Annotated in this window: 12 protein-coding genes; 2 read left to right on the plus strand and 10 right to left on the minus strand. The window is 64.4% G+C overall.

Annotated features, from left to right (window positions below; translation table 11 throughout):
- Positions 1-49 precede the first annotated feature (49 nt).
- From QCE83_RS06930 to QCE83_RS06940, 3 genes are read right to left on the minus strand one after another with little or no spacing between them, the layout of a single operon-like run.
- On the minus strand, positions 50-1,561 hold the full coding sequence (locus tag QCE83_RS06930) for an aldehyde dehydrogenase (protein ID WP_309808326.1): 1,512 nt from the start codon (positions 1,559-1,561) through the stop codon (positions 50-52).
- Positions 1,562-1,580: 19 nt separating this feature from the next.
- A complete protein-coding gene (locus tag QCE83_RS06935) occupies positions 1,581-2,969 on the minus strand; it encodes an MFS transporter (RefSeq protein ID WP_309808327.1) in 1,389 nt (462 codons plus the stop codon).
- Between the two features lie 33 nt (positions 2,970-3,002).
- Positions 3,003-3,734, minus strand: a complete 732-nt coding sequence (locus QCE83_RS06940; protein WP_309808328.1) for an enoyl-CoA hydratase/isomerase family protein — start codon at positions 3,732-3,734, stop codon at positions 3,003-3,005.
- A 57-nt stretch (positions 3,735-3,791) separates the two neighbouring features.
- Here QCE83_RS06940 and QCE83_RS06945 point away from each other — a divergent pair, with 57 nt between their 5' ends.
- Entirely contained in the window at positions 3,792-4,580 is a 789-nt protein-coding gene (locus QCE83_RS06945) for a GntR family transcriptional regulator (RefSeq protein ID WP_404984741.1), read from the plus strand.
- A gap of 5 nt (positions 4,581-4,585) precedes the next feature.
- On the opposite strand, the gene QCE83_RS06950 is transcribed toward QCE83_RS06945, so the two are convergent.
- Genes QCE83_RS06950 through QCE83_RS06965 form a run of 4 tightly spaced genes read right to left on the minus strand, consistent with a single transcriptional unit; the run spans position 4,586 to position 9,645 of the window.
- Positions 4,586-5,899 carry an MFS transporter gene (locus tag QCE83_RS06950; RefSeq protein WP_309808330.1) on the minus strand — a complete coding sequence of 438 codons (1,314 nt, stop codon included), beginning with the start codon at positions 5,897-5,899 and terminating at the stop codon, positions 4,586-4,588.
- Entirely contained in the window at positions 5,896-6,414 is a 519-nt protein-coding gene (locus tag QCE83_RS06955; RefSeq protein ID WP_309808331.1) for a GAF domain-containing protein, read from the minus strand. Before QCE83_RS06955 ends, QCE83_RS06950 begins: the two co-directional genes overlap by 4 nt.
- Positions 6,415-6,441: 27 nt before the next feature.
- A complete protein-coding gene (locus QCE83_RS06960) occupies positions 6,442-7,839 on the minus strand; it encodes an MFS transporter (protein WP_309808332.1) in 1,398 nt (465 codons plus the stop codon).
- 21 nt (positions 7,840-7,860) lie between these two features.
- On the minus strand, positions 7,861-9,645 hold the full coding sequence (locus tag QCE83_RS06965; protein WP_309808333.1) for a gamma-glutamyltransferase family protein: 1,785 nt from the start codon (positions 9,643-9,645) through the stop codon (positions 7,861-7,863).
- Between the two features lie 163 nt (positions 9,646-9,808).
- Here QCE83_RS06965 and QCE83_RS06970 point away from each other — a divergent pair, with 163 nt between their 5' ends.
- Positions 9,809-10,456 (plus strand): FCD domain-containing protein, encoded by a 648-nt coding sequence (locus QCE83_RS06970; protein WP_309808334.1) that lies wholly within the window; start codon positions 9,809-9,811, stop codon positions 10,454-10,456.
- A gap of 63 nt (positions 10,457-10,519) precedes the next feature.
- Here QCE83_RS06970 and QCE83_RS06975 read toward each other — a convergent pair whose 3' ends face one another.
- From QCE83_RS06975 to QCE83_RS06985, 3 genes are all read right to left on the minus strand, one after another.
- Positions 10,520-10,957 (minus strand): ATP-binding protein, encoded by a 438-nt coding sequence (locus QCE83_RS06975; protein ID WP_309808335.1) that lies wholly within the window; start codon positions 10,955-10,957, stop codon positions 10,520-10,522.
- Between the two features lie 239 nt (positions 10,958-11,196).
- Positions 11,197-12,405 carry a zinc metallochaperone GTPase ZigA gene (gene zigA / locus QCE83_RS06980; RefSeq protein ID WP_309808337.1) on the minus strand — a complete coding sequence of 403 codons (1,209 nt, stop codon included), beginning with the start codon at positions 12,403-12,405 and terminating at the stop codon, positions 11,197-11,199.
- Positions 12,406-12,448: 43 nt separating this feature from the next.
- Positions 12,449-14,533, minus strand: a complete 2,085-nt coding sequence (locus tag QCE83_RS06985) for a TonB-dependent receptor (protein WP_309808338.1) — start codon at positions 14,531-14,533, stop codon at positions 12,449-12,451.
- Positions 14,534-14,669: the final 136 nt, after the last annotated feature.

The following is a 14,669-nucleotide window of genomic DNA, read 5'->3' on the forward strand; positions in this document are numbered from 1 at the left end:
CGCCTGCCATCGTCCAGTTGAAGTGTGCGCCCCGCAGTGCGTGGGAAGATCAGTTGAGGCGCTTCAACTCGCCGTCGTCCGCATACCAGTCCACGGTCTTGCCGCTCGTGTTCACTGTAACGGCGCGCGGCTCGCTGAACTGGTCGAAGGACTCGATGCCCGTCTCGCGCCCGACGCCGCTGTTCTTGAAGCCACCCCAGGGCGACGCCGGATCGAGCCGGTGATGGTCGTTGACCCACACCATGCCGAACTCCAGTTTCGACGCCACGCGATGCGCCCTCGCGACGTCCTGCGTCCACACGGATGCCGCGAGGCCGAACTGCGTGGCGTTGGCGATGCGAAGTGCATCGGCTTCATCGTCGAACGGCATCACGACGGTGACCGGTCCGAAGACCTCTTCCTGGCCGATCTCCGATTCGGGCGTCACGTCGTAGATCACCGTGGGCTCGATGTAGAAGCCCGTCTTGAGATCCTGCGGCACGCCGCCTCCCGTCAGAAGCTGCGCGCCCGACTCCTTCGCCCGTTCCAGCATGGCGAGAATGCGTTGACGCGAGCGCTCCGAAATCACCGGGCCGAGCTGGGTCTTCGTATCGATCGGATCGCCGACCCGGATGCGTGAAGCCTTCGCGCGGAAGCGTTCGAGAAACTCCGCATACATCGATTTCTGCACGAGAATCCGCGCGCCGCACACGCACGTCTGCCCTGCGCCGATGAAGGCCGCGAAGGCCGCGCCATTCACTGCACGCTCCATGTCGAAGTCGTCGAACAGGATCACTGCGCCCTTGCCGCCCAGTTCGAGCGTCGTCAGCGCGAAATTCCGCGCGGCCGCTTCGCCGATCGAACGTCCCACTTCCGTGCCGCCCGTGAACACGACCTTGCGAATCAGCGGGTGGCTTGCGAGTGCTGCGCCCGCCTCGCGCCCTTCCCCATTGATCACATTGACGACGCCCTTCGGCACGCCCGCCTCATCCAGCAGGCGCACCAGACGCACCGTCGTCAGCGGGGTCTGCTCGGATGCCTTGATGACGACGCTGTTGCCCGTTGCGAGCGCGGGGGCAAGACTCTTCGACAGGATCATCAGCGGATGATTGAAGGACGTCATCAACGCGACGACGCCAAGCGGCACACGCTGCGTATAGCAGAGATACGGGCCTTCGATCGGAATCACATCGCTGCGGCGCGTGAGCGCCAGCGCCGCGAAATAGCGATAGAACTGCGGCAAGCGCGAAATCTGCGCACGCGTCTCGGAGATCGGCCGGCCGTTGTTGAGCGTCTCCAGCTTGTAGAACTGCTCGAGGTCAGCTTCGAACAGATCGGCGAAGCGATTCAGGATGCGCGCGCGTTGCTGAATCGGCATGTCTCGCCATGCGCCTGAATCGAAGGCGCGGTGACCGGCTTGCACGGCGCGATCCACATCGCCGGCCGTCGCGGCAGCCAACGCGCCGATCACGCCTCCCGTGGCAGGATTGACGATATCCATCGTGCGGCCGGTTTCAGCGTCGGTCCAGGCGCCGTCGATGAAAAGCTGCGCGTCGAGATGATTGGGGTTCACTGCGTCCATGTGATTTCCTTGCTTGCGGTTATTTCGAAGGCGATGCATGCGCGTGGCGAGCATCGTGGGTATCGGGAGCATCGGGCTGGAGGTCTTCGAGGCGTTCGCCAGTCGGCTCCACGCCGAGCCACGCCACCACGACAATCTGGATGGCGAGCAGGCCGATCATCATGGCCAGGACGCCGACGATGCCGTGCTGCGCGAACAACGCCACCACGATGAACGGCGTGACGATGGTCGCGCCGCGTCCGAGCGTGTTGCAGATGCCGGAGGCGCGCAGCCGCACGGGCGTCGGAAAGAGCTCCGGCACATAGACGGCGAATAGCAGCGCGACGAGCACGTAGATCGGAATGGTGAGCAGCAAGCCGATGATGGGCAGCAGCATCGGGCTGGAAACGAACGGATAGATCGCGCCGAACACGATGGCCGCGAACGAAGCGCCGATGATGGTCGGCTTGCGTCCCCACGCGTCCGCCGTCAGCGCGCCGATGCCGCTGCCGATGGGCGCGCCGAGCGACATCACGAGGGCAAAGCCGAAAGACTTCGCGATGCTCATGCCCTGATGCACGAAGAAAGTCGGCAGCCAGGTGACGAAGCCATACAACAGCGTATTGATGACGACGAGCGTCACGCAGCCGACGATCATGCGCGGCAGCATCGTGCCGGTGAAGAGCGAGCCGAACGACATCGGCGCCGCGTTCGATGCTTTCGCAACGGCCGGCTGCGGCAAGGGTTCGCCGCCGCGCGCCTCCGTCACTTCGGCTTCGATGCGCGTCATGATCGCTTCGGCTTCATCGTTGCGTCCGACCGACTCGAGCCAGCGCGGCGACTCCGGCAGCGATTTACGCGCGTACCAGACACCGAGCGCGCCAAGACCGCCGACCACGAACATCGCGCGCCAGCCCAGGAGCGGTATCAGCAACAAGCCAATCAGGCCCGCAACCGGCAGCCCCGACACGACGAACACGGCCATCAGTCCTTGCAGCTTCCCGCGTTTGGCCGGCGGCACGAACTCGGTCAGCGTCGAGTAGCCGACGACGTTCTCGGCACCGAGACCGAGACCCATCACGAAGCGGCACGCGATCAGCACGCTCATGTTCGGCGCGAGCGCCGCGCCGAGCGATGCGACGCCAAAGATCGCGAGATTCGCCTGATACGTGAAGCGCCGCCCGAAACGATCGCCGAGAAAGCCGGTGCCGAGCGAGCCGAGCATCATGCCGAGAAAGGTCAGCGACACGAACAGCGCGTTCTGCGCGAGTGTTGAAAAGCCCGTTTGCAGCGTCGCGCCGAGCACGGTCGATGCGACATAGATATCGAAGCCGTCGAAGAACATGCCGATGCCGATCAGCCACATGATGCGGCGATGAAACGGCGACATCGGCAATCGATCCAGTCTCGGGCCTGCGTTGACGTACATGGTTGTCTCCTCCTTGTCGTCTTGTCGTTCCGCTCAGCGGGCCTGCATCAGCCGCAGGGAACTGACGGTCAGCATGTCGGTGGCGGCGCGGAAGTTGTCCTCGACGCGGCTTTCCTGCGCCGCCTGGAAAAACGCCTTGCAGTGGCGCGCGCCGGTGTCATCCAGCGCGAGGATGCGCCGGGTCAATGCGTCGGCCTGCGCCTGCAGCGCGTCGCGCTCGCAAACGCGTGTGATGAGGCCTGCCTGCAAGGCTTCGACCGGCGTGATGGCATCACCGAACAGCACCATGGGAAACAGCACTTTGGGCAAGGCGTAGTCGCCTGCGTAGGCCATGATCGCGGCGGGCGGCAAGCCCTTGCGCATTTCCGGAAAGGCAAGCGTCGCGTCCGATGCCACCAGCGTGAAGTCGCACAGCATCGCGAGACCCAGGCCGAAGCCCATGGCATCGCCCTGAACTTGCGCAATCGAGATGAGCGAGGTATTGCGCACGAGCCGCTTCATCTCGATGAGCCGCGCAACTTCATTGCGGATGGACACCGCGTCCGTCCCTGCCCGCTCGCGTCCGACGCAGAACGCATCGCCCGTCGCGCGAATGTGCAGCACGCGCGCAGTCGGCTCCAGCGCTTCCGCACGCAATGCGGCGGACATCGCATCGAACATCGCGGCCGAGATTTCGTTGCCGGCTTCCGGACGGTTCAGCGTGAAACTCAATACGCCGTCTGATCTGTCGATCAAGACAGGTTGCGGCAGTGCATCCCGATCCATGACGTCTCCTTGTGTATAATCTGTATACAGCGTATTCAAAAAGCTATCGAGGTGTCAATGGCAGCCGCAAAAACCGCTCGCAAACAAGGGGCAAGCAAAGGAGCAACCCAAGGGGCAATCCGTGCCGCGAAAAGCACGCCGACATTGGAGGACATCGCCGAGCGCTACCACGCACGACTGCGCGCGGTGGAAGCTTCGGGCGATTCGTTGAGCGAAGGCGTCGTCGTTCCGGCGTTGCGCGAAGCCATTGTGGAAGGCGTGCTGGCGCCGGGAAGCCGGCTTTCGGAAGTGCAGGTCGCGAAACAGCTGGATGTCAGCCGCACGCCCATGCGCGAGGCATTCGCGCAGCTGGAGCGCGAAGGTCTGGTGAACATCGTGCCGCGTGTCGGCGCATACGTCCGTGCCGTGACTGTGCGTGATGTCGAGGAAATCTACACGGTGCGCGCCGCGCTCGAATGTCTGGCCGTACAGCTTGCGTCGGAGCGAATCACGCCGCTCGGTACGGCGCAACTGGACGATGTCATCTCAGCCATGCAGGCGAGCGTCGATGCCGACGACCCCTCGGCTTACGTCGATGCGCTCGACCGCTATTACGCGATCGTCATGACCATCGCCGATAACCGCACTCTGCAGGACAACCACGCCGGACTGATCGGACCGGTGCGGCGCCTGCGTCGCATAGCCATGGCGCGTGGCGGACGCATGCGGGCATCGTTCGACATGGCGGCGAAGATCCGCGACGCCATCGTGGCGCGCTCGCCCGATGTCCAGGACCTCATGCGCGAGCAATTGCGCGGCGCTTGCGATGCCGCACTCGACGTATTGCGGAGCGCCGAGGCTGAATAGGCGTATCAGCGTTTCGCGGCTTGCACGAAATCGGGCGATCGCGCCTCGATCAACCGTTCGCGCTGATCCGGCGGGGACAAGTCGGCGGGGTCCTGCGCGCTGGTGTCGTATAGCCGGTCGGGAATGAACAGCGTGCACACGCCGCTCAGGAAGAACACGGCGCCCACCAGCAGGAAGCCCATGCCGAACGAGAATTGTGTCGCGACATAACCGATCAGCACCGGCGCCGCGCCCGAGCAGAAGCGCCCGACGTTATACGAGCCGCCGACCGCCGTGCCGCGTATCCGCGTGGCGAAGCTCTCCGACATGAACGCGCCCATCGTGCCGAGCGGCACGCCGTACAGGAAGCCGAAGAACAGCATCAGGACCATGATGTTCTCGCGCGTGTGCAGAAAGATGATGACGGGCAGAAACAGCGCCGCGCCGATGCAGCCGATCACATACATGCCCCGCCGGCTCCAGACATCGCCGAGCCAGCCCGCGAAAATCTTGCCGATGAAGGCCACCACATAGGTGCCGATCATGTAGCCCGCCATCGAACTGAAGCGCACGTGAAGTTCCTTCTCCAGATACGTCGGCAGCCAGTTGTTGAGGCCGTAGAAGCCCGACAGCGCGAACACGGAAGCCAGTGCCCAAAGGACGAACATCTTGCGTGCTTCGCGATCCGAGAAGATCAGGGTGTAGCGGTTCTCGCGCCAGGCGCGGCGCTCACGCGCGGCCCGTTGCAGCGATACGCTCGCGCGCCAGCCCGGCGGCTCGGGCACGAACCAGTGAATTGCCAGGGCGAGCAGAACGGGGATCGTCGCGACATAGAACAACATGCGCCAGCCGTAGTGAGGCAGGATCCAGTTGCTCAACGCGATGACGACGATATACCCTGCCGACACCCCCGTTTGCAGCATGCCGAGTATCAACGAGCGGCGCTCGGTCGGCACATACTCCGCCACGAGCGTGCTCACCAGCACCATGCAGCCGATGCCCAGCGAACTGACGAAGCGCACCGCGGCGAACTGCCAGAAGCTGTGCGTGAACCCGAGCAGGCCCGCGCCGAGCGAGAACAGCGCAAGCGCCCACACCACCACGCGCACGCGGCCGAGCGTGTCGCTGGCCCAGCCGCCGAGTATGCCGCCCACGGCCATGCCGACCAGCGTCAGGCTCCCCAGCGCGCCCGCCTCGACGTTGCTCAGGCCGAACTCGCTCTTGATCCGTGTGAGCGTGAGGCCATACATCATCACGTCTGCGCCATCCACCAGCAGCGCGAGATAACCGAGCGCAAAAACAATCAGCCAGCGGCGGCGGTCAGGCGCGGCGCCGTTCATGCGCGCGGCTCCTCTTGCGCGCAGCGCGCCGCGTGCGCGATCAGCGCGGGCGCGAGGAACGCGCCGAGCAGCAGGCCCACGTCTTCGTGATCGCTCGTGTACCAGTGTTCGACGTGGGTAAGGTTCATCGTGCCGACGCACACGCCGTCATAGGCAATCGGTATGTTGAGGATCGAGCCCAGGCCCATGTCGGCCATCACCGAATGATCGTCGAAGGCGTTGCGGATGTCCTGCGCGGTTTCGCCGCGAAAAGGTCTCAATTCATGAAGCACCCGCGTCGCCCACGCGGTGCCCTGCTTCTTCTTGCGGCCGCCGGCCGGATAGACGTCGGGCATGTTGGTATGCAGGCGTTGCACTTCGTGACGGCTTGCGTCGTAGGCCATGATCGTGAGCAGACGGAAGCCGATGGTCTCGGCAGCGACTGCCTCAACGGTCTTGAACAACGTGAGCGGTTGAGCGGGCTCGCGCATGGCGAGCGCGAGGCGTTGCAGATCAGGTGACTGAACAGAGCGCATGAAAGTGAGGTCTTTTGAAGGAACTTGCTAGCTGCGCGCGAGACTTTCGCGTGCCTCGTTGTCGACGTCGCCGTTGACTTCGATGTCTTCGAGCGAGCGGTTGCGCGTTTCGATGCCCAGGAAAAAGACCACGCACGCGCCCGCGAGCAGCACAGCCGTGGTCATCGCGAACACGCCGAAGAAGCCGAATGCGGGATACACGATGCCGACCAGAATCGGCGCGCTGACCGATCCGATGCGCCCGAAGGACGACGACGAACCCGTGCCGGTGGTCCGGACGGACGTCGGGAAGATCTCGGGCGTGTAGGCGTAGACGCCCGCGAACGCGCCGTTCATGAAGAACGACAGCGCGATGCCCGCCGCGATGATCTGCGGCCCGGTATGCGACAGCGACAGCATGATGGCCGCGATGCCGCCAAGCGTCATATAGGACGCGACGACGCCCTTGCGGCCGATCTTTTCGTTGAGCCACGCCGCCGAGAAATAGCCTGGAATCTGCGCACCGTAGATGGCGATGGAGAAGCCGAAGCTCTTCGTCATCGTGAGTCCTTCCTTGACCAGCAGGCTGGGAATCCACGAGAAGAACGAGTAGTACGCGAAGGCCACCGCGAACCACATGAGCCAGCTGACGGCGGTGGTGCCCGCAAGCCGCTTCGACCACAGCGACTTCACATTGAGCCAGGCGCTGCCGCTGCTCTTCGCGGCGGACGGGATGGCACTGACCGACGAGAGCGGTGCGAGCGCGATGCCGCGCCGCGCATACCAGGCTTCGATTTCATCGACGACGCTAGCGGCTTCGGCGGTGCGTCCCTGGCTTTCCATCCAGCGCGGCGATTCGGGCAGCGTGCGGCGCCACCACAGCAGCATCACCACGGGCAGCGCGGTGATGACGGCGAGATAACGCCAGCCGTCCGGAAAGTTGCGCACGACGGTATAGCCGAGAATCGACGAACTCAAATAGCCGAACGACATGAAGCCGACCAGCGCGCCGCAGAACATGCCGCGATAGCGGCGCGGCACGAACTCCGCGAGAAACGGCGCGATCACCACGGTCTCCGCGCCCGAGCCGAAGCCCGCGACGATGCGCAGCGCGAAGAACGTATGCCAGTCCTGCGCGGTTGCGCTCGCGAGCGATGCCACGCAATAAATGGCGAGCGCGCTCATCATGATGCGGCGGCGGCCGATCACGTCCGCGAGCACGCCCGACAAAAACGCGCCGAAGAAATAGCCGATATAGGTACTGCTCGCGACCAGTCCGGTCTGCGCACTGGTCAGGTTCCACAGCTTGCTGACGACGGGAAGCAGGAACGCGAGCGACGACGAATCGAGGCCGTCGAACAGATACCCCATGCCGCCGATGATCAGGAGCTTGCGGTGAAAGCCGGATAAAGGCAGCCGTTCGAGGCGGGCGGCGACAGCAGACATGATGTGGGTTCCCGTTGAAGGTCAGCGCCCGATGGCGTAAGCCTGCATCTGACGCGGCGTGGCCGCGCCGCGCATGAGCCCGTTGCGGATGCCGACCGCGCACACGCGTCCGAGCGACCATGGCTCCGCCACCGTGAGATCGTGGCCGCGCGCCCGCAGCGCGTCGAGCGTCGCTTGCGGGAAACTGGCTTCGGCCGACATCTTGCCCAACTGGATCTCGCGCGGATAAAACGAGCCGGGAAAATGCGCGGTCTGGAACGACGGCGCATCGACGGCGGCCTGAAGGTTCATCGCGAAGTGCGCGTGTCGCAGGAACAGTTGCAGCGACCATTGATCCTGCTGATCGCCGCCCGGCGTGCCGAGCGCGGCGTAAGGCTTGCCATCGCGCGTGACGAGCGTCGGCGAGAGCGTCGTGCGTGGTCTGCGTCCCGGCCCGAGCGATGACGGCAAGCCCTCTTCCATCCAGAACATCTGGCCGCGCGTGGTGATGTTGAAGCCCAGCCCCGGCACCGCCGGCGATGCCTGCAGCCAGCCGCCCGACGGCGTGGCCGACACCATGTTGCCCCAGCGGTCCACAACATCCAGATGCACCGTGTCGCCGCGCAACTCGGGCAACGGCGCGAAGGTCGGTTCGCCCTGACCGAAGCCGCCCGGCTGCTGACGGCCCGCGTTGGCGAGAATCTTCGCGGCACGCACCTCGCTGTCGAGCAAAGGGCCGGGACGGAACTCGAACGATGCGCGCTGCGGATCGATCTGGCCGCGGCGTGCGTCGTTGTAGGCGTCGCTCAGCAGCGTGTCGATGGGGACGTCCGCGAAGTTCGGATCACCGTAGAACACGTCGCGATCGGCGAAGGCAAGCTTCGCGCATTCGATCACCGTATGCACGAAGTCCGGACCGAGCGGATCCATGCCCGCGAGATCGAAGCCCTTCAGCAGCGCGAGCTGTTGCAGGAACATCGGGCCTTGTCCCCATGGCCCGGTCTTGTGCACCGTGAAGCCGGCATAGTCGTACGAGACGGCGTCTTCGTAGGTCGCTTCCCAGCGCGCGAGATCGGACGCATCGAGCAGGCCGCGATTGCGCTGGCCCGAGGTATCGAGCACATCGGTCGAACGGAAATACTGGTCGATCGTGTCCGCGACAAAGCCGCGATAGAACGCGGTCCGCGCGCGCTCGCACTGTTCGGCGCGGTCACGCTGCGTGCCGGCTTCGCGCAGGATGCGCTTGTAGGTGTCCGCGATGGCCGGGTTCGCGAACAGATGATTCGGCCTGGGCGCTTCACCGTCGCGCAGCCATTGTTCGGCGGACGTATGCCATTCGCTCTTGAAGAAGTCCTGGATCGCGAGGATCGACGACGCCATGCGCGGAAGCACCGGATAACCGTTCTCCGCATAGCCGATCGCATAGCTCAGTACGTCTTCGAGCGGCAACTGGCCGTAGTCGCGCAGCATCGTCATCCAGCCGCCGAACGCACCCGGTACGACCGCCGGCAACAGGCCGGTGCCGGGCATCACGCTGAGACCCTGTTCTCTCATGCGCGCGATGGTCATGGCGGCGGGCGTCACGCCCTGACCGCACAGCACGCGCACGCGGTCCTCTTTTGCGCTGTAGAAGATGGCCGGCAACTCGCCGCCCGGTCCGTTCAGGTGAGGCTCGACGATCTGCAGCACGAAGCCGGCGGCAGCGGCGGCATCGAAGGCATTGCCGCCTTTTTCCAGCACCGCCATCGCGGAGGCGCTCGCGAGCCAGTGCGTCGATGCGGCCATGCCGAAGGTGCCGATGAGTTCAGGTCGTGTCGTGAAGGCCATTTGCGGGTTCCGTCGCGTGAACCAATCAGTATTGGTTCGTTTTGACGGGTAATTTCTGTGACGATATTTAGCGTACTTCACCATTAAAAACCTTGCAATTGGCGCCCTGCCCGAGGTTCGTGATACGCTTGAACCAATAATCAATGGTTCATCTGGATCGATCATGGAAAAGCCCGCACTCGACATGCTGCTCGACTACATTGCGCAAAGCGGCCTGAAGGATGGCGATGTGTTGCCGCCCGAGCGCAAGCTCGCTGAAGCGCTTGCGCTCAGCCGGCGCGATCTGCGTGCTGCGCTGGCATCGTTGGAAGCGGCCGGGCGGGTGTGGCGCGGGGTCGGGCGAGGCACGTATCTCGGCGCGCGTCCCCTCAGATTCACGGCGTCGCTACGCAGCTTGCGCGCGGGCGCAAGTCCCGCGGATATCGCCGAAATGAGGCTTGTGCTCGAGCCCGCTTTCGTCGAACTGGCTGCGCGCAAGGCGAGTCCTGAGGATCTCGCGGAGCTGGAGAAGTGCGCGCGCCGCAATGCAATGGCGAACGATGACGAGGAGTGGCAGCAATGGGATCATCGATTCCATTTGCTGATCGCGCAGGCCACGCGCAATCCTTCGATCATCGCGCTGATGGATGTGGTGAACAGCATGCGCATGAAGCCGAACCTGCGTGAAAAGACCGCGGATCAGGAGACGCGCAGGCATTTCGCTTTGCAGCATCAAGCAATCGTCAGCGCGATGATGGAACGCGACGGCGTGACCGCAGGGTCACGCATGCGGGAGCACCTTCTGAATGTGCAGTGGAGAATGCCGCTATGACTGATGAATCTCTGCGCCGCTCATGAGATCAGGCGGGCATTCTTCAACACCGAGCGAGAACAGCTATTCACGTGAGCGTTCAAACCGCACCGTCACGACTAGCCCCGCAGGCTTCACATTGAGCAGTTCGATGTCCGCCCGCAAACGCGCCGCGATAGTGCTCACGATCGACAAGCCAAGGCCCGATCCGTCGGCATCGTTTCCAGGCACGCGGTAAAACGGATCGAAGACGCGTCGCTGGTCGTCATCCCGTATGCCGGGCCCGGTGTCTTCCACGCGTATCCATGCATGACCTGCGTCAGCGCCCATCGAAAGATCCACGCGCCCGTCTTCGGGCGTGTAGCGGATCGCGTTGTCGACGATGTTGCGCACCAGCACCAGCATGTCGGAATACGGCGCGTTCACGGTCACTTCCGCATCGCTCGACACGCCGATATCGATCCGCCGCGCTTCCGCCAGCGGCATCAGTTCCTCCAGCGCGTTGCGATACACCTCCTGCATGCACAAGGCCATCGATCACGCGCTGGAAGAACTCCGCGCCAAAGCCCCCGAACAGGCGAAATGCAAGCAGGCGCTGACGGATCTGCTGGCCGTCATCGACAAGCTCAACGCCTGACGCAGGAGGCATGACGCGAGGCGATGCATGCCCTGCCTTCGCCCGCTCGAGGATGCATCGCGTATCAAACGCCGGCCCGCTTCCTGCCGTGTGTCTGCTGCACGACGTAACCGCGCCGCGTGCTTCACGCTGCCTCGGATTCACCGCCCCAGGCCGGAAACGGATCCGCAAACCGAAGCCACGCCGCCGGTCCTTGCGCCATTTCCGCATCCGTCAGCAAGCACGCATCCAGCCGCTGCCGCAACCCGGCCTCGTCCATGTCCATGCCGATCAGGACCATCTCCTGCCGCGCATCGCCGACTTCCGGATGCCACTCCTTTTCGATCGACTGGAGCGTATCCGGATCGGCAGGCCAGTGCTCCTTCGGCACCGCAGCCCACCACAACCCCGCCGCGCCGTGACGGCATACCGCGCCCGCCTGCGACCACGACCCGGCATACGTCGGCCGGCTGGCGAGCCAGAAGAAGCCTTTCGACCGCACGACGCCCGGCCATTCGCCATTGATGAGCGCCCAGAACCGCTGCGGATGCATCGGCCGGCGGGCGCGCCAGGCGAAGCTGCGGATGCCGTATTCCTCTGTTTCCGGCGTGTGCTCTCCGCGCATCTCCCTGAGCCATCCGGGCGCATCGGCGGCTTCCTCGAAATCGAACAGCTTCGTGTCCAGCACGCGGTCGAGCGGCACGCAGCCGAACGTCGACACTTCAATTCGCGCACGCGGATTCAGCCCGCGCAGAATCGCCTTCAGGCGTTCGCAACTTTCGTCGTCGATTAGATCGATCTTGTTGAGCACGATGACGTCGCAGAACTCCACTTGCTCGATCAGCAGATCGACCACCGTGCGGTGATCCTCTTCGCCCAGCGATTCGCCACGCGCATGCAGGCTCTCCTGCGAACTGTAGTCGCGCAGGAAGTTGAAGCCATCGATCACGGTGACCATGGTGTCGAGACGCGCGACGTGGGACAGGCTCTGGCCGCTTTCATCGGCGAAGGTGAAGGTCTCCGCGACCGGCAGCGGCTCGGAGATACCCGTCGATTCGATCACGAGCTGATCGAAGCGCCCTTCCTTCGCGAGCCGGTTCACCTCCAGCAGCAGGTCCTCGCGCAACGTGCAGCAGATGCAGCCGTTGCTCATCTCGACCAGCTTTTCATCGGTACGCGACAGCTGCGCGCCGCCGTTGCGGACCAGCGCGGCATCGATGTTCACCTCGCTCATGTCGTTGACGATGACCGTAACGCGCCGCCCTTCCCGGTTGTTCAGGATGTGGTTGAGCAGCGTCGTCTTGCCCGCGCCGAGGAAGCCCGAAAGAACGGTGACCGGAAGTCTTGAGTCCATGCTGGTTCCTTTGATGGATGGGGCGCGGTGCGTATCAGAACGATCAGAACGTCGTGCGCACGCCGACCATGACGCTGCGTCCGCCCTCCGGCGCGATATCGCGCACGACCGAACTGGCGTAACGGATGTCCTGGTTCGTCAGGTTGTCGCCGCGCACATAGGCGAGCCAGTGCGTGCTGCCGACGTGGAACTTGTAGGTGAGGATCACGCCCAGCCTGGTGTAGCTGGCCGTCGGCAGATCGTCTTCCGGCACACGATGCTGCGCCCACGCATGCTGCATCTCGGCGCGCGCGCCGAAGGGGCCGTAGCCATAGTCCAGCGCGACGGTCACGCGCAGCGGCGAGATGCGCGGCAGCGGCGAACCGGTGTCCATGTTGCGGGCGTGCGTGTAGTCGCCGACCAGCGAGAAATCGACCGTGTGCGCGCCGTGCTCGAAGACGCGCCACTTGCTGTCCCACTCGATGCCGTAGAACTCCGCGCGGACGCCGCGATACACCGCTTCGTTGAGGGCGTCGTCGGTGCCGGGCGCGACGACCTGGTCGTCGTCATCGACGAGACGGCCCGTGTTGTACTCGGTGAGGTAGTTCCGGAAGCGGCTGTAAAAGACGCCGATGCTGCCCTTGTTCGGACCGCTCGCGAAACGCAGCGACAGGTCCGCCGAAACCGCCTTCTCCTTCTGCGCGTCCGGATTGCCGATCAGATACTGTCCGGTCGCATCATGCGGGCCGTTGGCGAAGAGTTCGTAGAGCGCGGGCGCGCGTTCCGTATACGCGACATCGCCCGCGACGGACCATACGGGCGTCAGCTTGTAGAGCGCGCCGAGCGAGGCGCTCACGGTGTTGAAATCGCGCGTGGTCGCGCTCGCGAACTTGTCGTTGCCGGCCGCGGTCGGATCCTGGCTCACATGTTCGTAGCGCGCGCCGGCGCTCAGCGTGAGGCGGTCGGTGACCTTCCATTCCTCGAGGCCGAACAGCGCGACGTTGGTGGTCTGCGTGGTCGGCACGAGCGCTTCGTCGCCGAGCGCGGAGAAGGTGTTCTGGCTGACCTGCACGCCGATCGACCCTTCCAGCGGCCCGATCTTCTTGTGCCGCGCTTCAAGGCGCGCCTCGTAGCCGTGGTTGCGGAACGTCGTGCCGGTCTCGCCGTTGTCGATTTCCTTGTGCTCGTAGTCGGTGTAGCCGAAGTCGAGCTTCAGTTGCGAGAACGGTCCCTGAAGATTGCGCACTTCGGACGCAAACGCGACGTGATCCTGATGCATGCGCAGCCGCACATCGTCCTCGGCGACGGAGCCATAGTTCGCTTCGTAGCCGTTGTAGGACAGGCCCGCGTAGCCATCGGCCCAGGTGTACGACGTGCCCACGGCCCCGCCATGCCAGCGGCCATCGCTGTTCGGGATGCTGCCGTAGGCCTGATCGGCGTCGGGGCCGTCGAGCGCGCGCTGGCGGTCCGAATGCGCGAAGCCCGGAATGCGCTCCTTGCTGGTTTCGCGGTCGAAGGCATCGACGTGGAAATTGAATTGCCCATTGCCGCCTTCGACCATCGCTTCGCCTGCGCGGGCGTTGTTGGCGCCGCCGTAACTGGCATCGACCGCGCCGTCCACGCCCTTGATCGGCTCTCGCGGAATGCGGTTGTCGATCGTATTCACCACCCCGCCAATCGCATTGCCGCCGTACAGCAGCGCCGCCGGCCCGCGCACGATCTCGACCCGCTCGATGGTCAGCGGCTCCTGCGGCACCGCGTGGTCATAGGAGAGCGACGAGGCGTCCCACGCCGCCACGCCGTTCTGCAGAAGGCGGATGCGGTCGCCATCCATGCCGCGGATGATCGGGCGGCCGACCATCGGCCCGTAGGTCGTCGTGGAGACGCCCGGCAGACCGTTGAGCGTCTCGCCGAGCGAGTTGGTCTGCCTGCGCGTCAGTTCATCGCCGTAGAGGGCGGTCGCGGGCGCGATGAGATCCGTATCGCCCAGCGGATTGGCGGTGACGAACACCGGCGCAAGCGCGCCGCCCGGCACCGACGGCGCCGCCGTCGCTGCGTCCTGGGCTTGCGCGGCGAGTGCGAAGCACGCCAACGACAGCGGGGACAGGCGCAGAGCACGTTGCGACAGGCGTTTCAGGTCTTTTTTCACGGTGGTTTTTGGCTTTGATTTCGTTTTGATGCCGCTCGCGCAAGTCGCGCAACAATATATCGTTGCTCATTGCGGGCAGGAATTTGACGTCGAACGGGAGCACGCCATGACGTCGCGGTCGCAATGATATATTGTT

The sequence above is a fragment of the Caballeronia sp. LZ034LL genome, assembly GCF_031451215.1.
Lineage (GTDB): Bacteria > Pseudomonadota > Gammaproteobacteria > Burkholderiales > Burkholderiaceae > Caballeronia.

Excerpts from the sequence above, each read along its gene's own strand:
- QCE83_RS06930 (WP_309808326.1), bottom strand. The coding sequence starts at position 1,561 with ATGGACGCAGTGAACCCCAATCATCTCGACGCGCAGCTTTTCATCGAC.
- QCE83_RS06935 (WP_309808327.1), bottom strand. The coding sequence starts at position 2,969 with ATGTACGTCAACGCAGGCCCGAGACTGGATCGATTGCCGATGTCGCCG.
- QCE83_RS06940 (WP_309808328.1), bottom strand. The coding sequence starts at position 3,734 with ATGGATCGGGATGCACTGCCGCAACCTGTCTTGATCGACAGATCAGAC.
- QCE83_RS06945 (WP_404984741.1), top strand. The coding sequence starts at position 3,792 with ATGGCAGCCGCAAAAACCGCTCGCAAACAAGGGGCAAGCAAAGGAGCA.
- QCE83_RS06950 (WP_309808330.1), bottom strand. The coding sequence starts at position 5,899 with ATGAACGGCGCCGCGCCTGACCGCCGCCGCTGGCTGATTGTTTTTGCG.
- QCE83_RS06955 (WP_309808331.1), bottom strand. The coding sequence starts at position 6,414 with ATGCGCTCTGTTCAGTCACCTGATCTGCAACGCCTCGCGCTCGCCATG.
- QCE83_RS06960 (WP_309808332.1), bottom strand. The coding sequence starts at position 7,839 with ATGTCTGCTGTCGCCGCCCGCCTCGAACGGCTGCCTTTATCCGGCTTT.
- QCE83_RS06965 (WP_309808333.1), bottom strand. The coding sequence starts at position 9,645 with ATGGCCTTCACGACACGACCTGAACTCATCGGCACCTTCGGCATGGCC.
- QCE83_RS06970 (WP_309808334.1), top strand. The coding sequence starts at position 9,809 with ATGGAAAAGCCCGCACTCGACATGCTGCTCGACTACATTGCGCAAAGC.
- QCE83_RS06975 (WP_309808335.1), bottom strand. The coding sequence starts at position 10,957 with ATGCAGGAGGTGTATCGCAACGCGCTGGAGGAACTGATGCCGCTGGCG.
- zigA (WP_309808337.1), bottom strand. The coding sequence starts at position 12,405 with ATGGACTCAAGACTTCCGGTCACCGTTCTTTCGGGCTTCCTCGGCGCG.